This window comes from Geodermatophilus sp. SMS 5-13, assembly GCF_059428245.1.
In genome coordinates this window covers 2,992,595-3,012,261 of sequence record NZ_CP165729.1, presented here as the reverse complement: position 1 = coordinate 3,012,261, position 19,667 = coordinate 2,992,595, and the positions used below count along the sequence as shown (strand labels likewise).

Here is a 19,667-nt window from a genome sequence, read left to right as displayed (position 1 = left end):
TCACCGCGCCACGACGATGACGGCCGTGGCATGTGCCTCGGCCGCCGGACGCAACGCCGCGTTCAGCTGCTCGAACAGGTCGACCGCGGCCACCCCCTTCCAGCGGGCGCGCAGCAGCTCCAGCGGCAGGCCGGGGTCGCGGTAGCGCAGTCGCCGCCAGACGGTGAGCATCCGCACGTACGCCGCGAACGCCTCGTCGTCCGGGGGAGTGCGCCGGGCGACCCGGCGGGCCAGCGGCCGGTACGCCGCGAGGAACTGCGCGTACCCGGCCTCGACCGCGTCGAGGTCCCACCACTGGCCGACCCGCTCGCGCAGCGGCGCGTACCCGAGGTGTTCACCGCGGAAGAGGTCCACGTACCGGGCAAGCCCCTGCCGCTCGAGCGCGACCTCGACCTCCTCGGTCAGCGTTCCCGGGGCCACCCAGACGCCCGGCGCCACCGGCCCGAAGCCCAGCCCGGCCAGCCGGCTGCGCAGCTCGTGCCGCTTCTCCCGCTGCGCCTCCGGCACGGTGAAGACGACCTGGACCCACCCGTCGGCGAGCGAAGCCGGCCGGTGCTCGAAGATCCGCCGGTCGCCCTCGCGCAGGACCTGCAGCATGGACGGCGACAGCGCGTACCCGGCGGCGCCGCCCAGCCGCAGGCTGCGCAGCGTGTCCCGGCGCTTCAGCCGGGAGATCGAGGACCGGACGGCGGGGGCGCTCACGCCGAGGTCCTGCAGCAGCCGGACCACGGCCGCGATCGGCAGCCAGTCGTGGCTCGCGCGGGCGTAGAGGCCGTAGACCGTGACGATCAGATGGCGCGGCTGCGGGTCGCCGAGCACGTCGCCACGGTAGCGGTGCCGCGACAGCTATGACGCGTTCTTGACTGCCGTCACGAGCAGAGCACACTGGGGGACGGCGTCCGAGATTGGGGTCCGCCATGGAGCTCTCGCCGTCCGCGCACGTCGACACCTTCTGCCGGGACAGCCTCCCGCCGTTCGAGCAGTGGCCCGAGCTGACCTTCGACCTGCCCGAGCTCGCCTATCCGCAGCGGCTGAACTGCGCCGCTGCGCTGCTGGACGACGTCGCCGCCGAGCACGGCCCCGACCGGCCCTGCCTGCTCAGCCCGACCGAGACCTGGACCTACGGCGAGCTGCTCGCCCGGGCCAACCAGATCGCCGGCCATCTCACCACCGACCTCCACCTGGTACCCGGCCAGCGGGTGCTGCTGCGCGGTCCCAACAATCCGTGGCTCGTGGCCTGCTGGTTCGGCGTCCTCAAGGCCGGCGGGGTCGCCGTCACCGTGGTGCCGGTGCTGCGCAGCCGCGAGCTGCTCCAGCTGGCCGAGATCACCCACACGGCCTACGCGCTCTGCGACGCCCGCTTCGCCGAGGACCTGACCCCGGTCGCCCAGGCCACCGGCATGCGGATGGAGTGCTACGGCGGCGGGGGAGACGACGACCTCGTCCGCCGGATCGCCGCGCATACGACGACGTACGAGAACGTCGCGACGGCGGCGGACGACGTGGCGCTGCTGGCGGCCACCTCGGGCACGACCGGCGTCCCCAAGGCGACCATGCACTTCCACCGCGACGTCCTCGCCGTCGCCGACACCTTCAGCGCGCACCTGCTGCGCCCCCGGCCTGACGACGTGTTCACCGGCACGCCGCCGCTGGCCTTCACCTTCGGGCTCGGGGGGCTGGTGGTCTTCCCGCTGCGGGTCGGGGCGTCGGTGCTGCTGCTGGAGAAGGTGACGCCGGCCGAGCTGGCCGACGCGGTGCAGCGGCACCGGGCGACGGTGCTGTTCACCGCCCCCACCGGCTACCGGGCGATGCTGCGCGCCGGCAAGGAGGGGTGCCTGGGCACGCTGCGCCGCGCCGTCTCGGCGGGGGAGCACCTGCCCAAGGCCGTGTGGGAGGAGTTCTTCGCGAAGACCGGCGTCCGGCTCATCGACGGGATCGGCAGCACCGAGCTGCTGCACATCTTCATCGCCGCCGCCGACGACGACGTCCGGCCCGGGTCCACCGGGACGCCGGTCCCCGGCTACCGGGCGGCGGTGCTCGACGACGACGGCAACCCGGCGCCGGACGGCACCCCGGGCCGGCTCGCGGTCACGGGCCCCACCGGCTGCCGCTACCTCGCCGACGCCCGCCAGACCGTCTACGTCCAGCACGGCTGGAACATCACCGGCGACACCTACGTCCGCGACGCCGACGGCTGGTTCTGGTACCAGGCCCGCAGCGACGACATGATCGTCTCCTCGGGCTACAACATCGGCGCGCCCGAGGTGGAGCAGGCGCTCGACCAGCACCCGGACGTCGTCGAGTGCGCCGTCGTCGGCCGGCCGGACCCCGAGCGGGGGCAGATCGTGCACGCCGCCGTCGTCCTGCGCGACGGGGTCACCGGCGACGAGGCGAAGGTCGCCGAGCTGCAGGCGTTCGCCAAGCGGCTCATCGCGCCCTACAAGTACCCGCGCTCGATCGAGTTCGTCCCCTCGCTGCCGCGGACGGCGACCGGCAAGCTGCAGCGCTTCCGGCTGCGCGAGACCGTGCCGACGGCCCACTGATGCGGATCGCGGTCATCGGCGGCGGCCCCGGCGGCCTGTACTTCGCCGCGCTGGCGAAGGCGCTCCGCCCCGGCACCCAGGTCGACGTCTGGGAGCGCAACGCCCCCGACGACACCTTCGGCTTCGGCGTCGTCCTCTCCGACGAGACCCTGGGCGGCATCGAGCACGCCGACCCGGTGGTGTTCGCCCGCATGGCCGAGCGGTTCGCCCGGTGGGACGACGTCGACGTGCACGTCCGCGGCACGGTGACCACGATCGGCGGCCAGGGCTTCGCCGCGATGAGCCGCAAGGTGCTGCTGCAGCTGCTGCAGGAGCGCTGCGCCGAGCTGGGCGTGCGGGTCACCTTCCGCGCCGAGGCGCCCGACGTGGACGCGCTGGCCGGCGCGTACGACCTGGTCGTGGCCGCGGACGGCGCGAACTCGGCGGTGCGCACCAAGCACGCCGACGTCTTCGCCCCCGTCCTCGACCGGCGGTACAACCGGTACATGTGGCTCGGCACCGACCGGGTGTTCGAGGCGTTCACCTTCGACATCCGCGAGACGCCGTTCGGCGTGCTGCAGGTGCACGGCTACCCCTACGACGCCGGCGGCAGCACGTTCATCGTCGAGATGCGCGAGGACGTCTGGCGCCGCGCCGGCTTCGCCGCCACCGAGGGTCAGGTCTTCCCGCCGGGCGTCAGCGACGAGGAGTCGATCGCCCGCATCGGCGAGCTGCTCGGCGACCTGCTGGACGGGCACCGGATCCTCGCCAACAACTCCAAGTGGCAGAGCTTCACCACGGTGTCGAACCGGACCTGGCGGCACGGCAACGTCGTCCTCCTCGGCGACGCCGCGCACACCGCGCACTTCTCCATCGGGTCCGGGACGAAGCTGGCGATGGAGGACGCCCTCGCGCTGGTCGCCTGCCTGCACGAGCAGCCCGACGTCCCCGCGGCGCTGGCCGCCTACGAGGCGGAGCGGCGGCCGGTCGTGCTCTCCACCCAGCGCGCGGCGCAGGCCAGCCTGCAGTGGTTCGAGAACATCGCCCAGTACGTCGGGCAGGCGCCGGAGCAGTTCGCGTTCAACATCGTCACCCGCAGCCGGCGGATCACCTACGACAACCTGCGGCTGCGCGACCCGGAGTTCGTCGCGCGGATGGACGAGTGGTTCGCCGGGGACGGCGACGTCCGGCCGCCGATGTTCCGGCCGTTCCGGCTCGGCGGGCTGGAACTGGTCAACCGCGTCGTCGTCTCGCCGATGGACATGTACTCCGCCGACGACGGGCTGCCCACCGACTTCCACCTCGTGCACCTCGGCGCCCGCGCGCTCGGCGGTGCGGGGCTGGTCTTCACCGAGATGGTCTGCGTCTCGCCCGAGGGGCGGATCACCCCCGGCTGCGCCGGCATCTACACACCCGAGCAGGAGGCCGCCTGGGCCCGCGTCGTGGACTTCGTGCACGCGCGGAGCTCGGCGAGGATCGCGCTGCAGATCGGGCACTCCGGCCGCAAGGGCTCCACGAAGCTGATGTGGGAGGGCATCGACGAGCCGCTGATCGAGGGCAACTGGGACGTCGTCGGCCCCTCACCGGTGCCGTACTCGCCGGACAACCAGGTGCCGCGCGAGCTGTCCCGCGCCGAGCTGGACGAGATCACCGCGCAGTTCGCCGCCGCCGCCGAGGCCGGCGCCCGGGCCGGGTTCGACGCGCTCGAGCTGCACTGCGCGCACGGCTACCTGCTCTCGTCGTTCCTCTCGCCGCTGTCCAACCGGCGCACCGACGAGTACGGGGGAGCGCTGCCCGGCCGCCTGCGCTACCCGCTCGAGGTCTTCGACGCGGTGCGCGCGGTCTGGCCCGGACCGCTGAGCGTGCGGATCTCGGCGACCGACTGGTGCGAGGGCGGCAACGACGTCGAGGACGCCGTCGCGATCGCCCGCGCGTTCGCCGAGCACGGGGCCGACGCGATCCACGTGTCGACCGGGCAGGTGGTCAAGGAGGAGACGCCGGCGTTCGGGCGCAGCTACCAGACGCCGTACGCCGACCGGATCCGCAACGAGGTGGGCCGGACGCACGGCGTCGCGGTGATCGCCGTCGGCGCGATCTCGTCCTACGACGACGTCAACTCGATCCTGTTGGCCGGGCGGGCCGACCTGGTCGCCGTCGGCCGGCCGCACCTCTACGACCCGCACTGGACGCTGCACGCCGCCGCCGAGCAGGACTACACGGGGGACGGCGTGACCTGGCCGGTGGCGTACCGCGCGGGCAGCCGCAGGCCGCCGACCGGGCGCACGGACGGACCGCCGCCGCGGCTGACCCTGATCCGGGAACCGGCCCGCGGCACCCGGCACACCCGCTGGCGGCCGCACGGCTGATCGTCAGGGCGCTCGCAGGAAGCCCGAAGGCACGTGGAGCCGGTCGAGGAGGCGACGGAGGTACACGTCCAGCCGGCGCCCGTTCGGCGCATCGGCCGGTCCCAGGAGCTCGAGCTCCGCCCGCAGCGCCGACCGCCGGTGCTCCAGGGCCTCGACCTCCGCCAGCAGGGCGGCGCGGCGCGCCACGGCGTCCCGGTCGAGGCGCTCGCGGGTGGCGGCGGCCTCGACGTCGGCCCGGCGCCGCTGCTCCCGTCCGGTGCTGAGCAGCCGGACGACGTCGTCCCGGGCCTGCAGCCGGGCGACGGCGGCCTCCTCCACCGCCCGCCGGCGGATCTCCTCGGCGTGCTCGGCGGCGCGCCGCTCGGCCACCCGCACCTGCTCCAGCCGCGCCTCGGCCTCCGCGCGGAGCGCCGCGGCCGCCCGCTCGCCCTCGTCGACGATCCGGCCGCCCTGCGCCGTCAGCTCCTCGAACCGGGCGACCGCCTCTGCCACCACCCGGTCCGCCTCGGCCCCGGCCTCGGCGAGCACCCGTTCGGCCCGGGCGCAGGCATCGAACCGGCGGGCCTCCGCCTCGGCGCGCATGTTCTCGGCCTCGTCGGCGGCCGCGGCCAGCATCGACCCGATCCGCCGGGACACCTGGAGGAACTCGCCGCCTCCGGCGGAGTGGGTGAGCAGCTCGCGGGCCTCCTCGAGGGCCGCCCGCGTCGCCAGGTGCCGCGCCACGAGGTGCTCGTGCTCGCGCTCGGCGGTGGCGAGCTCCTCCTCCGCCCAGCGGACGTAGGTGTCGACCTGGAAGCGGTCGTAGCCGGCGACCGCACGCCGGAACATCGGCGCGGCCTCGAGGACCGTCGGCAGGTCCCCGGTGACGTTCGGGTGCCTGTCGTCCAGCGGCTCCAGCTGCTCCAGCGGCTCGACGCTCATCCCACCTGCTTTCTCCGGATCCGGGGGCCAGGAACGCTACGGCGGGCGGACCGGGGGTGACCCCGGCTGCGCGACGGCGGTCACCCGGAGGCGGCGGAGGGCCGCCCGAACGGGGTGCCGAGGGCTCCGGCCGTCTCTCTGCGTGACTCGCCCCAGCGGGTGACGCGGACCGGCGGAGGTGTCCCGGGACCCGCGCGGTCGCGCAGGCTGTGTCGCATGGCGCCCGTCTCGACCCCGCCGGCCCCGGGCAGCATGACCGTCCCTCCGCTGTTCGGCTGGGAGGCCATCCTGACCGGGCTGCTGGTCCTCATCGCCGTCGCCGTGGTGGCCCTCGTGGTCGTGGCCGCGCGGGCCGGTACGAGCGGGCGGTCGGAGTGGCAGGCGGAGCTGGACGCGCGGTCGCGGCGCTGGGACGCGGTGCCCGAGCCGGTGCCCGAGCCGGTGCCCGAGCCGGTGCCCGAGCCGGGGGCCGACCTCCCCGGCGGGACGTCGTCCTGAGGCGCCGGTCCGCCGATGGACGACACTTCTTCCCGAACGGCGACGCGCGATCGCGACGAACCCAGGCTCGTGAGGAGCACGATGACGCACGACCAGGCCATCCCCGCGGACCGGATCCTGGAGGTCGCCGAGCGGATCGCCGGCCACCTGCTCGACGTCCAGCGCCGGGTGAACGAGCAGATGGACGCCATGCAGGCGGAGCTGCTGCCCGAGGTGCGGCGCCGGCTCGGGTACGGGGCCGCCGAGCCGGTCGACGTGTCCGGCCTGATGAACACGCGGATCGCCGGCCTGAGCATCGTCGTCACCCCTGAGGCGGTGGCCACCGTCGTGCCGCTCTCGGAGGAGTCCGCCGCCACGACCCGGGCGGGCCGGCGCGCCGTGACGTCGATCCTCGACGGCACCGACGGCCGGCTGGCGGTCATCGCCGGCCCGTGCTCCATCCACGACCCGGCCGGCACGCTGGAGTACGCCGACTTCGTCCGGCGCATGCGGGAGCGGCACTCGGCCGATCTCGAGATCCTGATGCGCACCTACACGGAGAAGCCGCGGACCGAGGTCGACTGGAAGGGCTTCGCCTACGACCCGTATCTCGACGGCTCCAACCGGATCAGCGTCGGCCTGGTCGCGACCCGCATGCTCATGTCCCGCATCACCGAACTGGGGGTGCCGGTGGCGGCGGAGCCGCTGAACGCCCTCACCCCGCAGTACGTCGACGGGCTGGTGACCTACAACGGCGTCGGCGCGCGCAACGTCACCGACCAGACGGCCCGCGAGCGGGTGTCCGGGTTCTCGGCCGTCGTCGGCTTCAAGAACTCGCCGGAGGGGAGCATCGAGGCCGCCATCCAGGCCGTCGTCGCCGCCCGGGCGCCGCACGAGTTCCTGGGCATCGACCGGCACGGGATCTCCGCCCAGCTGTCGACGACCGGCAACGAGACCGGCCACGTGATCCTGCGCGGCGACAAGCACGGCCCGAACTACTCCGCCGCCCACATCGCGGCGACAAGGGAGGCGCTGCGCACGCGCGGGCTGCCGGAGGTGGTCGTGGTCGACGCCTCCCACGGCAACAGCCAGAAGAACCACCTGCGCCAGCTCGACGTCGTCGCCGACCTGGCCGGCCAGATCGCCGGCGGTGAGCACGCGATCCGCGGCGTGATGCTCGAGAGCAACCTCGTGGCCGGCCGGCAGGACCTCGACCAGCGCCGTCCGGGCGAGCTGGCGTACGGCCTCTCCGTGACCGACGCCTGCGTCGACCTGGACATGACCGCGGTGATGCTGGACGAGCTGGCCGCGGCGGTCCGCGCGCGGCGCGGCACCCCGGCGCTGCGCGCCGGCTGACCGGCTCCGCGCGCCGGCTGACCGGCTACCGGCCGGGGATCGCGGCCGGGTCGGGGACGACGATGCCGAACAGGTCGGCGATGGCCGCGAGGCTCGCGTCCTGGACGATGGCCGCGGGGACGACGCCGTTCGGGCCGGGCAGGTCCCGGGTCGCCGTCGCGGCGGCGACGACCGTCGGCCGGTAGCCGAGGTTGAACGCGCCGCGGGCGGTCGAGTTCACGCACATGTGCGTCATGAAGCCGGCCAGGACGACGTCGGTGCACTGCGCGATGGCCAGGATGTCCTGCAGGTCGGTGCCCACGAAGGCGTTCGGCCGCCCCTTGACCACCAGTGTCTCACCGGCCCGGGGGGCCATGCGGTCGACGATCGCGCCGATGTCGGCGCGCACGTCGTACGGGCTGCCCGGGCCGGCGTCGTGCTGGACGTGCACCACCGGGACCCCGGCCGTGCGCGCGGCGTCCAGCAGCTCCTCGGCGGTGTCGAGCGCCTTCTGCACGCCGTCGAGCTCGAGGACACCGCGGGTGTAGGTGTTCTGGCAGTCGATGAGCACGAGGGTCTGCTCGCTCCAGGGCGCCGGGGTGTCGGGCATGCCGGTCAGCTGCCGGAGGCTCGTGGTCTCGGCCATGGCGGGCTCCCTGCGTCGGTGTGCGTCGGGGCCACATGGTTGCGCCGTCGGAGCCGGGCCGACAAGGGCCGGAACGCCGGATGACAGGGAGACCGTTCCGTGCTGGGCTCGGCGGGGGCCGGCCGAGCGCCGCGCACGACGGTGGGGAGGAGGCACCATGAGCAGGGCTGTCGTGGTGGCCGTGGACGACGATCCCGCCTCGCTGCGGCCGGTCGAGGAGGAGCTGCGCAGACGGTACGGCGCCGACTACGACATCCGCAGCTTCACCTCGGCGGAGGCCGCGTTGCAGGACCTGGCCGGGATCCGCTCGGCCGGCGGTGAGGTCGCCCTCGTCGTCGCCGACCAGTGGATGCCGGAGATGACCGGGCTGGAGTTCCTCGAACGCGTGCGCGCGCTGCACCCGGACGCCAGGCAGGCCGTGTTGATCACCTGGGGCGACCGGGCGATGGCACCGATTCTGCCGGCCTCGGTGCTGCGGCAGATCGACTGGGTGACCAAGCCGTGGAGCCGCGGTGACGAGCACTTCCACCAGGCGATCGGCCAGTTCCTGTTCCAGTGGGCGCAGCTGCGGCGTCCGCGCTTCGTCGGTGCCCGCGTACTGGGCGAGCGCTGGTCGCCGCGGTCGCACGAACTCCGGGACCTGCTCAGCCGCAACAGTGTCCCCTTCGACTTCCTCGACGTGACGTCCCCCGACGGCGAGGCGCTGCTGCGGGACCTCGGAGCGAGCCCCGGTCGGCTGCCCGTCGTCGTCCTGTTCGACGGCCGGGTGCTGGAGGACCCATCGGGAGCCGAGATCGCCGGGGCGCTCGGCATGAGGACCCGACCGGATGCGCGGCCGTACGACGTGACGATCGTCGGGGCCGGCCCGGCCGGGCTGGCCGCGGCCGTCTACGGCGCCTCCGAGGGACTGCGGACCGCCGTGCTGGAGACCGAGGCGATCGGTGGTCAGGCCGGCACGAGCTCCATGATCCGCAACTACCCGGGATTTCCTCGCGGCATCTCCGGCGCCGATCTCGCGCAGCGGGCCTACGAGCAGGCCTGGTTGCTGGGTGCGGAGTTCATCTACGGCCCCCGTGCGACCGGCCTGCGGGCATCGGGCACCGATCGGATCGTGTCGCTGAGCGACGGCGGCGGCGAGATCGTCAGCCGTGCCGTCGTCCTCGCGACCGGAGTGGCCTATCGGCGCCTCGCCGTCCCCGCCCTGGACGGGCTGATCGGAGCCGGTGTCTTCTACGGCGCCGCGAGCCCCGAGGCACAGGCGATGGCGGACCAGGACGTGTACGTGGTGGGTGGGGCCAACTCCGCCGGGCAGGCCGCCCTGCACCTCGCCCGCTATGCGCGGCGGGTGACGCTGCTGGTCCGCGGCTCGACCTTGGCCGCGACGATGTCGGACTACCTGCTGCGCGAGATCGACGCCGCTGCCACCGTCGACGTCCGCCACGACACCGAGGTCGCCGGCGGGGGCGGCGAGGGCCGGCTGACGCATCTGGTGCTGCGCGAGCGCGGCACCGGGGAGACCGAGACGGTGCCGGCGGCGGGACTGTTCGTGCTCATCGGTGCCGAGCCGCACACCCGGTGGCTGCCGGACGAGATCCAGCGGGACCCGGCGGGATACGTCCTGACCGGAGCCGGGCCGTCCGCCGGCACGTCGATTGCCGCGCGGCCGTTCGAGACCAGCCTGCCCGGGGTGTTCGCCGTCGGTGACGTCCGGCAGGGGTCGGTGAAGCGGGTGGCCACGTCGGTCGGCGAGGGAGCGGTGGCCATCCGGATGGTGCACGACTACCTCGCCGACACCTGAGTCCCTCGGTCGCCGGCTGCGAGGCCGGTCGAGGTTGCCGCCGAGAGCTCCCCGTGCGGCAGGATCGTGCCCTGGCGTGGTCTCCGGGGCCGGAGTGGAGGGGGCGGAGCCGCTCGATGGCGATCAGCGAGGTCGACCTGCGGCAGCGGTGGCGGAGCGGCCGGGCGTGCCACGGACTGTGGAGCTCGCTGCCCGGGGCGGTGACCGGCGAGCTCCTGGCGCGGACCGGCGCGGACTACGTCGTCCTCGACCTCCAGCACGGCGCGCTCACCGAGGCCGAGCTGCCGGCGGTCACCGCGGCGGTCACCGCCGCGGGCTCGGTGCCGCTCGTCCGGACCCGCAGCCCGCTGTTCCCCGACGTCGGCCGGCCGCTGGACCTGGGCGCCCGCGGCGTCATCGTGCCCAACGTGCGCGACGCCGCCCACGCCCGGGAGGTCGTCGCCGCCTCCCGGTACGCGCCCGCGGGCGGCCGCTCGATCGGGCGGCTCTCCGGCGGCGCCGACCAGCCGCTCGTGGTCGTCATGGTGGAGGCCGCGACCGCGCTGGACGACCTCGACGCCGTCCTCGCCGTCGAGGGGCTGGACGGCGTCTACGTCGGGCCGGGGGACCTCGCGCTGTCCCTGGAGCTGACCGGCGCGGAGCACCGGGCGGAGCTGCGCGGCGTCCTCTCCTCGATCATCGCCCGGGCCGTCGCCGCCGGCGTGCCCGTCGGGGTGCACGCCTACGGCGGCGAGGACGCCGCGGGCTACGCCGCCGAGGGCGCCACGATCGTCACGGTCGCCGCCGACGCGGTGGCCCTCGGCGAGGCGATGGCGCACCACCTGCGCGTCGCCCGCGGCTCGTCGGGGCAGGACACCGCCTGACCGGATCGCTCAGGCGGGCACCGGGGGAGCGACGCCCGCGGCCGCGGCGAAGGTGACCGCGGTGTCCCTCGCCACCGTGAACGGGTCGGCGTCCCACAGCGCCTGGGAGAAGACCTCGACCTCGACGTCCCCGCGGTAGCCGGCGGCCTCGACCAGCGCGCTGATCGCCGGCAGGTCGACGTGCCCGTCGCCGGGCAGGCCGCGGGAGAGCAGCACGTCGGGCCCCACGGGGGTCCGCCAGTCGGCCACCTGGTAGCTCGCGATCCGGCCGCCGCGCCCGGCCCGCGCGACCTGCGCGGGCAGCTCCGGGTCCCACCAGACGTGGTAGGTGTCGACGACCACCCCGACCGCGTCGGCCGGGAACTGCTCGGCGAGGTCGAGGGCCTGGCCGAGGGTGGAGACCACGCCGCGGTCGGCGGCGAACATCGGGTGCATCGGCTCGATCGCCAGCGTCACACCGGCCGCCCGGGCGTCGCCGGCGAGCTCGCCGATCGCGTCGCGGGCCCGCAGCCGGGCGCCGGCCAGGTCGCGGTCGCCGTCCGGCAGGCCGCCGGCGACGAGCACGAGCACCGGTGCCGAGCCGGGCGCGCCGGCCGCCGCCAGGACCGCCGTCTCCTCGATCGCGCGGCGGTTCTCGTCGAGCGCCGCCGCGCGGGCCCGGCCGGGGGACTGGGTGAAGAACCCGCCGCGGCACAGCGACGACACCCGCAGGCCCGACCCGGCGACCAGGGCGCAGGCCTGGTCCAGGCCGACGTCGGCGACCGGCTCGCGCCAGAGCCCGATGGCCGCGATGCCGGCCGCGCGGGTCGCGGTCAGCGCGTCGGCCAGGGAGGCGTGCTTGACCGTCGCCTGGTTCAGCGACAACCGCGGGTGCGGTGCTGTGCTCATGCGTGAGCTCGCGAGCTCGCTCACGGGACCATCACCGGGACCTCGACGCCGTGGACGGCGAGCAGCGCGTTCCACCGGCGGGCGGCCAGCTCCGGGTCCTCCAGCGCGCCGGCCGCGTCGGCCAGCCGCACGATCTCCGACAGGTGCGGCAGGCTCCGGCCGCTGTGCAGGCCGCCGACCATGCTGAACGCCGGCTGGTGCCCGTTCAGCCAGGACAGGAACGCGATGCCGGTCTTGTAGTACGACGTCGGCGCGGCGAAGACCTGCCGCGACAGCGCCTCGGTCGGGCGCAGGCGCTCCCGGTAGCGGACGGTGTCCCACTCGTCGAGCGCCGCGATGGCGGTGCTCGCCAGCGGGCCGATCGCGGCGAACGCGCCGAGCAGCGCGTGCGAGAAGCCGTCGGCGTCCCCGCCGATCAGGTCCACGTAGTGGTAGTCGTCGCCGGTGAACATCTCGACGCCGTCCGGCAGCCGGCGCCGGAGGCCGATCTCGGCGCCCGCGTCGAGCAGGCTCATCTTGATCCCGCGGATCCGGTCGGCGTCGCGCTCGATGATCCGGACGACGACGTCGGCCGCCGCGGCGGCGTCGGTGGAGCCGAAGTAGCCGGACAGCTGCGGGTCGAACGCCTCGCCCAGCCAGTGCAGCAGCACCGGGCGGCCGGCCTGCGCGAGCACCTCGCGGTAGACCCGCTCGTAGTCCGCCGGGCCCTCCGCCGCGCGGGCGAGGTGGCGGCTGGCCATGAGCACGACGCCGGCGCCGTGCTCCTCGGCGACGTGCAACTGCTCGACGTAGGCGTCGATCACCTTCGCGAGCGGGATGACCTCGTCGGCGACGTGGTCGGTGTTCACGCCGACCACCAGCGCGCCGCCCACCGACCGGGCCTCGGCGGCGCTGCGGGCGATCAGCTCGCGGGTGGCCGCGGCGTCCAGGCCCATGTTGCGCTGCGCGGTGTCCATCGCGTCGGCGACGCCGAGCCCCCACGACCACAGGTGGTGCCGGAAGGCGAGGGTGGCGTCCCAGTCCAGGTCGGCCGGCGCGCCCGGCACGTTGTCCGCACCGACCCGGGGGACGACGTGGGCCGCGGCGTAGGCGGTGCGCGACCGCAGCGGACCCGACGGACGGCGGACGGCGGCCGGCTCGCGCAGGGTCAGCGGCCGGGTACGCCCGTCGGCGCCGAGCAGGGTGACGTCGCTCATCGCGCGGGCACCCCCGCCTCGATCGCGACCCGGCGGCCGGACGCGGTGCTCTCCAGAGCGGCCTCGGCGAGCCGCATGCCGCGGGCGCCGGAGCGGAAGTCGTAGGGGTGCGGGCCGTCCTCGACCACGTGCCGGACGAACTGCTCCCACTGCAGCTTGAAGCCGTTCTCGGCCGGGTCGTTGTCCGGCACCTGCAGCCAGCCGGCCCGGTAGTCGAGGGTGTCGGGCACGTCGGGGTTCCACACCGGCTTGGGCGTGGCGTTGCGGGGCTGGATCCGGCAGTTGTGCAGCCCGGCGACGGCGCTGCCGTGCGTGCCGTCGACCTGGAACTCGACGAGCTCGTCGCGGTCGACGCGCACCGCCCAGCTCGAGTTGATCTGCGCGATCACGCCGCCCGACAGCTCGAAGATGCCGTAGGCGGCGTCGTCGGCGGTGGCCGCGTACGGCTCGCCGCGCTCGTCGACCCGGCTGGTGATGTGCGTGGCCGTCTGGGCGTACACCGACCGGACGGGGCCGAACAGGTTCTCCAGCACGTAGTTCCAGTGCGGGAACATGTCGACGACGATGCCGCCGCCGTCCTCGGCCCGGTAGTTCCAGCTGGGGCGCTGCGCGGGCTGCCAGCCGCCCTCGAACACCCAGTAGCCGAACTCGCCGCGGACCGACAGGATCTGGCCGAAGAACCCGGAGTCGATGAGCCGCTTGAGCTTCAGCAGCCCGGGGAGGAACAGCTTGTCGTGGACGACGCCGTTCTTGACCCCGGCCGCCTCGGCCAGCTCGGCGAGCTCGACGGCGTCGCGGTGCGTCTCGGCCGTGGGCTTCTCGGTGTAGACGTCCTTGCCGGCCGCGATCGCGCGCTTGATGGCGTCCACGCGGGCCGAGGTGATCTGGAAGTCGGCGTAGACGCCCCAGCGGTCGTCGGCCAGCGCGGCGTCGAGGTCGGTGGTCCACTCGGCGATGCCGTGGCGCTCGGCCAGCTCCTGCAGCGCGGGGCCGCGGCGGCCGACGAGCAGGGGCTCGACCTGCACCCGCTCGCCGTTGCCGAGCAGCACGCCCCCCTGCTCGCGGATGGCCAGGATCGACCGCAGCAGGTGCTGGCGGTAGCCCATCCGGCCGGTGACGCCGTTCATGATGATGCCGAGCGCGGGAGTCCCCATCGGTCTCTCCTGGAAAGTCGGAAAGCGTTTTCCCGAGGATAGGGCGAAAGTGTGGCGCAGGCAACCCCCCGGCCGGTCTTCGGGGCCTGCGCACGGCACCCCCGCACGAGGGAGGCCGTCGGCGCGCGCCCCGGATACGCTCTCCTCGTGCAGCCCAACGGCGATCCCCGGTCGCGCCCCGGCGCGGTGACGCTGCGGGATGTCGCGGAGCGGGCGGGCGTCTCCCTGGCAACCGCTTCCCGGGTCCTCAACGGCAGCACCCGGGTGGTCAGCCCCGACCTCGCTGCGCGCGTGGGCAAGGCGGCCGCCGAGCTGCGGTACGTCTCCAACGGCCCGGCGCAGGCGCTGGCCCGGTCGAGGACCAACGTCGTCGGCCTCGTCGTCCACGAGGTCGACGACCCCTACTTCGCCTCCATCGCCGCCGGCGCGATGCGCGTCGCCACGGAGCACGGGCTGCTCACGATGCTGGCCAGCACGTTCCGGGACGCGGCGCGGGAGGTCGAGTACGTCCAGCGGTTCCAGGCCCAGCGCGTGCGGGGCGTGCTCCTCACCGGGAGCGGGCGCCTGGCCGACGGGTCGGCGCTGGACCAGGCGCTGGGGGAGTTCAGCGAGGGCGGCGGCCGCGTCGCGCTCGTGAGCGAGCACGACCTGCCCTTCGACACGGTGCTGCCCGCGAACAGCAGGGGCGCGGGCCAGGTGGCCCGGCTGCTGCGCGACCTCGGGCACCGGGACGTCGGCGTCCTCACCGGCCCGGCGGACCTCCGGACGGTGTCCGACCGGCTGACCGGCTTCCTCGACGCGTGGGCCGCCCTCGGGGGCGACCGCGCGGCGGTGGCCGTCGCCGAGGGGGACTTCTCGCGCGCCGGCGGCCACTCGGCGACCCTCACCCTGTTCGAGCGGGCCCCTCACGTGACCGCCGTCTTCGCGCTGAACGACCTCATGGCCGTCGGTGCGCTCAGCGCCCTGCAGAACGACCTCGGCCGGCGCGTCCCCGAGGACGTGTCCGTCGTCGGGTTCGACGACCTGTGGCTGGCCGCGGACCTGCAGCCCGCCCTGACCACCGTGCGCCTGCCGCTGGAGGAGATGGGCGCCCGCGCCATGGAGCTGGTGCTGGCCGACCCCGGCGAGTCGGTCCGCCGGGTGCACGTGGGGGCCGAGCTGATCCTCCGGGCGAGCACCGGGCCGGCGCGGCGGTCCTGAGACGACGACGGCCGCGGCCGCCCGGGAGGGCAGCCGCGGCCGCGGCGGAGGGGGCGCCGGTCAGGCGGCGCCGGCCTGCACCCGGGAGAACTCCGGGCTGTGGCTCCGGGAGCGCTCCGGGGTCTCCAGGTCGCGCAGCTCGACGCGGCTGGTCTCCCGCGTGCTCCAGGCGGCGACCGCAGAGACGATGCACAGCAGGAAGGTCAGCCCGCCGATGACCAGGGGCACGTGGGTCGACCCGGGCGGCGCGATCAGCGTGAAGACCGTCGGCAGGAACGCCGTGATCAGCAGGCCGATGTTCTGCGAGACGGCGAAGCCCGTGACCCGGTGGCGGGTGGGGAACAGCTCCTGGAAGAAGCTGGCGAACGTCGCGTTCCACACCTGGTACAGGACGCCGAACATCAGGATGGCCAGGACGACCGTCAGCACGATGTTCTTCTGGCTGACCGCGTACAGGTAGCCGAAGGACAGCGCGCCGGCACCCAGCGGACCGACGATCATCAGCGGGCGGCGGCCGATCCGGTCGGAGAGCTTGCCGAAGTACGGGATCAGCGCCACGGCCACGACGTTGGCCGCGAGCGGCAGCCACAGGTACGTCGACGGGCTCATCCCGACGCCGTAGGCGGGCTGGGTGGCGTAGGCGGCGCCGAAGACGACGGCGGTGGTGCCGATGACGTTGGCCAACGCCATGAGGACGGCGCGGACGATCGTGCTGCCGCTCTCGCGGACGACCTGCAGCACCGGCGCCTTGGGCACCTCGTGCTTCGCTTCCTCCTGCAGGAAGGCCGGCGTCTCGGCGACCCGGCGCCGGATGACGTAGCCCGCGACGATGACGAAGAAGCTCAGCAGGAACGGGACGCGCCAGCCCCAGGTGTGGAAGGCCGAGTCCGACAGGAACGCCGACAGCGGGATGAAGCTCGCGGCGGCGAGGATGGAGCCCGCCTGGGTGCCCTGCAGGCTGAAGCTCGCGTAGAAGCCGCGCCGGTCCGCGGGGGCGTGCTCGACGATCATCGCGCTCGCGCCGCCGAGCTCGCCTGCGACGGCGAAGCCCTGGACCAGCCGCAGCAGGACCAGCAGCGCGGGGGCCAGGGCGCCGACCTGCGCATAGGTCGGGAGCAGGCCGACGGCGAGGGTGGAGACGCCCATCAGCAGCATGCACACGACGAGCACGTTCTTGCGGCCGTGCCGGTCGCCCCAGTTGCCGAGGACGAACGCGCCGATCGGCCGGGCGACGTAGCCCACCGCGTACGTGGCCAGCGAGGCGATGAGGGCCACCGTCGGGTTCCCGGACGGGAAGAACACGGCGGGGAAGACCAGCGCCGAGGCCTGGGCGTAGATCGAGAAGTCGTAGTACTCGAGCGTGCTGCCGATCCAGCCGCTCCAGGCGGCCCGCTTCGACATCCGGCGGGACTCGGTCCCCTGGTCGGGGGCAGCTGCCCCGCGCTCCCTGTCCTGCATGACCCCTCCTGGGTGTCTCCGCTGACGATCGGTGGTCGTGCTGCCGCTCGGGCTTGGCTTGGTAAGCGTTTACCAGAGCAACATGGTGTGACCTACCTGTCAAGAGCATCGTGTCACCCAGGTCACAGAAGCTCGCGCGGCGGCGGGCGGCATCCCGCCCGTGCTGCTGGTCGGGGTGCGTGCCGGCCGACGCGCGGCACGAGGGCACGACTCCAGAAAGCGGTTTCCAAAGTGAGCCCCGCCACGCTATCGTCGGCCGCGGAGAGCCGTTCGACCCCGGAGGACGACAGCATGGCTTCGCCTGGATCGCTCCCGGTCGTCCTGGCCGGTGCGCACGGCCACGGCCGTTGGCACCTGCACAACATCGACCGGCTGCACCGGGCCGGCGCGCCGGTCCACCTGGCCGGGATCTGCGACCCGCGCCCGTGGACGCCGGAGGACGGCGGCCCGGCGCCCGACGTGCCGGTCTCGCCGCGCCTGGACGATCTGCTCGACCGCGTCCGGCCGGCGATCACCATCGTCTGCACGCCCATGCACACGCACGCCGAGCTCGCGCTCACCGCGGCCGCGGCCGGCTCCGACGTCCTGCTGGAGAAGCCGCCGACGCCGACGCTGGCCGCCTTCGAGCAGCTCGTCGGCGACCTGGCCGGCACCGGGCGGGCCTGTCAGGTCGGCTTCCAGAGCCTGGGGTCGCAGGCGCTGCCTGCCGTCCGCGCGCTCATGGCCGACGGCGCGATCGGCGAGATCGTCGGCATCGGCGCCGCCGGTGCCTGGCAGCGCGACGCCTCGTACTACGCCCGTGCCCGGTGGGCGGGACGCCGCTCGCTCGACGGGGTGCCGGTCGTCGACGGTGCGCTGACCAACCCGTTCGCGCACGCCACCGCCACCGCGCTCGCCCTCGACGGGGGAGCGGGGGAGCAGGGGGTGGCCGACGTGCGGGTGGAGCTGCTCCGGGCGAACCCCATCGAGGCCGACGACACGTCGTCCCTGCGGCTGGTCACCGCCCGCGGGACGACGGTCACGGTCGCGGTCACCCTGGCCGGCGACGAGGAGGTCGAGCCCTATCTCGTCGTGCACGGCACCCGCGGCCGCATCGTGCTGCACTACCGGCTCGGGCGCGTGCGGCTCGAGCGCGGCGGGGACAGCGAGGTGCGCGAGTACCCGGCCACGGACCTGCTGGAGAACCTCGCCGGCCACGCGCTCGAACCCGGCGTGCCGCTGCTCGTCCCGCTGACCAGCACGCGGGCGTTCATGCAGGTGGTCGAGGCGGTCCGCCTCGCCGCGGACCCGGTGCCGATCGCGAGGCGGTACAGCCCGGTGGACCCGACGGGGGAGTTCCCGCGGCACGTCGTCCCCGGCAGCGCCGCGGCGGTCGTGCGCGCCGCCGACGAGCTCGCGCTGCTCTCCGAGCTCGGGCTCCCGTGGGCGGCCGTGGCCGCCCGTGGCTGAGGGGACGCTCGCGACGCTGAGCGTGGCCGGCGTGCGCGTCGCCGAGTACCGGGACGGCAGCGGGCTGGACGCCGTCCTGGCGCCGCGGCCCTACCTGCACCCGGTCCGAACGCTCGGCGGCCGGCCCGTCACCGACGCGCAGCCCCCGGACCATCCCTGGCACCTCGGGGTGTCCGTCGCCGTGCCGGACGTCGACGGCTGGAACCTCTGGGGCGGGCCGACGTACGTGCGCGACCGCGGCTACGTCCCGCGGGAGGACCACGGGCGGATCGAGCACGGCGAGTTCGCCGCCGTCGGTCCCGACCGGCTCGACGAGCGGCTGCGCTGGCTCGTCCCGGGCGGGGAGCCGGTGCTCACCGAGCGGCGCCGGCTGCGGGCGCGGCCGGCCGACTCGGGGTGGGAGCTGGAGTTCGCGACGACGCTCACCAACGTCTCCGGCCGGGACCTCGCGCTCGGCAGCCCGGCGAGCAACGGCCGGGCGGGGGCGGGGTACGGCGGCCTGTTCTGGCGCCTGCCGCCGGCCGGGGAGCCGACGGTGCGCAGCGGGAGCGCCGCGGGGGAGGAGGCGGTGCACGACTCCGTCGGCGGGTGGCTGCTCTGGAGCGACCCGGTCGCCGGGTTCTCGCTGGCGCTCACCGGTGCCGATGCGGCGACGCGGGCCGACCCCTGGTTCGTCCGGGTGCGGGAGTACCCCGGCATCGGGTGGCAGCTCGCCGCGCGCGAGCCCCTGCCGCTCCCGGCCGAGGGCACGGTCACCCGCGGCTTCCGGGCGCTGGTCGCCGACGGCGTCCTGGACGTCGGCGCCGTCGCGCGCTGGGCGGCCGCGGGGTCCTGAGGGGCCGCTACCCGCCGATGCCGCACTGGTCGTGCAGGTAGTTCGTCACGTGGTCGCTCGCCGTGGACAGGTCGCCCTGGACGTCGTCCAGCGCGCGCAGCGAGTCCGGATCGGTGAGGTCGGCGTCGGCGAGCGCGTCGGCCATCCGGTCCAGGCCCTGCTGCATCGCGTCCCAGTCGGCGGAGATCTCCTGGGGTGGGTCGATGGCGCGCAGCTCCTGGCCGAGCTCGTGGAACGCCTCGGAGATCGAGGCCTCGCCGTCGTCGAGCTTCGACATCGCCGCGTCGACCCGGTCGTCGATCCCCGCGGCCCGGGTGCAGAAGTCCCCCTCCCCGGTCGCGGGGGCGGACTGCTCCGCGGCGCCGGTGGCGCTCGCGTCGGCCGAGGCGTCGCCGCCGTCCCCGCCGCCGCACGCGACGAGCAGGACGACGCCGGCCATGCCGGCCATTCCGGATCGGAGACACCGCAGGCTTCGGCGCATGCGGCGAAGCTAGGGCCCGGCCGGGAGCGAGGAGCCCTCCGAGAGCCCTGCCACTCCGTGACATTCGGCCCTGGTCAG

The 19,667-nt window shown here is 74.6% G+C and carries 17 protein-coding genes; 9 read left to right on the top strand and 8 right to left on the bottom strand.

Annotated elements, in window-relative coordinates; translation table 11 throughout:
* The gene (locus AB3388_RS14560; protein WP_495405995.1) at positions 1-819 is read right to left on the bottom strand and encodes a PaaX family transcriptional regulator; all 819 of its coding nucleotides are present in this window, start codon (positions 817-819) and stop codon (positions 1-3) included.
* 98 nt (positions 820-917) lie between these two features.
* Here AB3388_RS14560 and AB3388_RS14555 point away from each other — a divergent pair, with 98 nt between their 5' ends.
* Positions 918-2,543 carry an AMP-binding protein gene (locus AB3388_RS14555; protein ID WP_495405994.1) on the top strand — a complete coding sequence of 542 codons (1,626 nt, stop codon included), beginning with the start codon at positions 918-920 and terminating at the stop codon, positions 2,541-2,543.
* Positions 2,543-4,888, top strand: a complete 2,346-nt coding sequence (locus AB3388_RS14550) for a bifunctional salicylyl-CoA 5-hydroxylase/oxidoreductase (protein WP_495405993.1) — start codon at positions 2,543-2,545, stop codon at positions 4,886-4,888. The genes AB3388_RS14555 and AB3388_RS14550 overlap by 1 nt, the downstream gene beginning before the upstream one ends.
* Before the next feature lie 3 nt (positions 4,889-4,891).
* On the opposite strand, the gene AB3388_RS14545 is transcribed toward AB3388_RS14550, so the two are convergent.
* Entirely contained in the window at positions 4,892-5,809 is a 918-nt protein-coding gene (locus tag AB3388_RS14545) for a hypothetical protein (protein WP_495405992.1), read from the bottom strand.
* Positions 5,810-6,025: 216 nt separating this feature from the next.
* On the opposite strand from AB3388_RS14545, the gene AB3388_RS14540 reads away from it, so the two are divergent.
* Positions 6,026-6,307: a hypothetical protein gene (locus AB3388_RS14540; RefSeq protein ID WP_495405991.1), complete on the top strand. Its 282-nt coding sequence runs from the start codon at positions 6,026-6,028 to the stop codon at positions 6,305-6,307.
* Positions 6,308-6,388: 81 nt separating this feature from the next.
* Positions 6,389-7,642 (top strand): 3-deoxy-7-phosphoheptulonate synthase, encoded by a 1,254-nt coding sequence (locus AB3388_RS14535; protein WP_495405990.1) that lies wholly within the window; start codon positions 6,389-6,391, stop codon positions 7,640-7,642.
* A gap of 25 nt (positions 7,643-7,667) precedes the next feature.
* On the opposite strand, the gene AB3388_RS14530 is transcribed toward AB3388_RS14535, so the two are convergent.
* The gene (locus AB3388_RS14530; RefSeq protein ID WP_495405989.1) at positions 7,668-8,267 is read right to left on the bottom strand and encodes a cysteine hydrolase family protein; all 600 of its coding nucleotides are present in this window, start codon (positions 8,265-8,267) and stop codon (positions 7,668-7,670) included.
* A gap of 157 nt (positions 8,268-8,424) precedes the next feature.
* Between AB3388_RS14530 and AB3388_RS14525 the strand changes: the two genes are divergently transcribed.
* Positions 8,425-10,065 (top strand): NAD(P)/FAD-dependent oxidoreductase, encoded by a 1,641-nt coding sequence (locus tag AB3388_RS14525; RefSeq protein ID WP_495405988.1) that lies wholly within the window; start codon positions 8,425-8,427, stop codon positions 10,063-10,065.
* Between the two features lie 116 nt (positions 10,066-10,181).
* On the top strand, positions 10,182-10,928 hold the full coding sequence (locus AB3388_RS14520; RefSeq protein ID WP_495405987.1) for an HpcH/HpaI aldolase family protein: 747 nt from the start codon (positions 10,182-10,184) through the stop codon (positions 10,926-10,928).
* 9 nt (positions 10,929-10,937) lie between these two features.
* Here the strand turns inward: AB3388_RS14520 and AB3388_RS14515 are convergent, their stop codons facing one another.
* The 3 genes from AB3388_RS14515 to AB3388_RS14505 are packed head-to-tail and all read right to left on the bottom strand — an operon-like array spanning position 10,938 to position 14,166.
* Positions 10,938-11,816, bottom strand: coding sequence for a sugar phosphate isomerase/epimerase family protein (locus tag AB3388_RS14515; protein WP_495405986.1), 879 nt, complete (start codon positions 11,814-11,816; stop codon positions 10,938-10,940).
* A 20-nt stretch (positions 11,817-11,836) separates the two neighbouring features.
* On the bottom strand, positions 11,837-13,012 hold the full coding sequence (locus AB3388_RS14510; protein ID WP_495405985.1) for a dihydrodipicolinate synthase family protein: 1,176 nt from the start codon (positions 13,010-13,012) through the stop codon (positions 11,837-11,839).
* Positions 13,009-14,166: a Gfo/Idh/MocA family protein gene (locus AB3388_RS14505; protein ID WP_495405984.1), complete on the bottom strand. Its 1,158-nt coding sequence runs from the start codon at positions 14,164-14,166 to the stop codon at positions 13,009-13,011. The genes AB3388_RS14510 and AB3388_RS14505 overlap by 4 nt, the downstream gene beginning before the upstream one ends.
* A 147-nt stretch (positions 14,167-14,313) precedes the next feature.
* On the opposite strand from AB3388_RS14505, the gene AB3388_RS14500 reads away from it, so the two are divergent.
* Entirely contained in the window at positions 14,314-15,366 is a 1,053-nt protein-coding gene (locus AB3388_RS14500) for a LacI family DNA-binding transcriptional regulator (RefSeq protein WP_495405983.1), read from the top strand.
* Between the two features lie 60 nt (positions 15,367-15,426).
* On the opposite strand, the gene AB3388_RS14495 is transcribed toward AB3388_RS14500, so the two are convergent.
* Positions 15,427-16,824 (bottom strand): MFS transporter, encoded by a 1,398-nt coding sequence (locus AB3388_RS14495; protein ID WP_495405982.1) that lies wholly within the window; start codon positions 16,822-16,824, stop codon positions 15,427-15,429.
* A 291-nt stretch (positions 16,825-17,115) separates the two neighbouring features.
* Here AB3388_RS14495 and AB3388_RS14490 point away from each other — a divergent pair, with 291 nt between their 5' ends.
* Both AB3388_RS14490 and AB3388_RS14485 read left to right on the top strand, forming a co-directional pair.
* Positions 17,116-18,273 (top strand): Gfo/Idh/MocA family protein, encoded by a 1,158-nt coding sequence (locus tag AB3388_RS14490; RefSeq protein WP_495405981.1) that lies wholly within the window; start codon positions 17,116-17,118, stop codon positions 18,271-18,273.
* The gene (locus tag AB3388_RS14485) at positions 18,266-19,108 is read left to right on the top strand and encodes a DUF6807 domain-containing protein (protein WP_495405980.1); all 843 of its coding nucleotides are present in this window, start codon (positions 18,266-18,268) and stop codon (positions 19,106-19,108) included. Before AB3388_RS14490 ends, AB3388_RS14485 begins: the two co-directional genes overlap by 8 nt.
* A 7-nt stretch (positions 19,109-19,115) precedes the next feature.
* Here AB3388_RS14485 and AB3388_RS14480 read toward each other — a convergent pair whose 3' ends face one another.
* On the bottom strand, positions 19,116-19,547 hold the full coding sequence (locus tag AB3388_RS14480; RefSeq protein WP_495405979.1) for a hypothetical protein: 432 nt from the start codon (positions 19,545-19,547) through the stop codon (positions 19,116-19,118).
* Positions 19,548-19,667 lie beyond the last annotated feature (120 nt).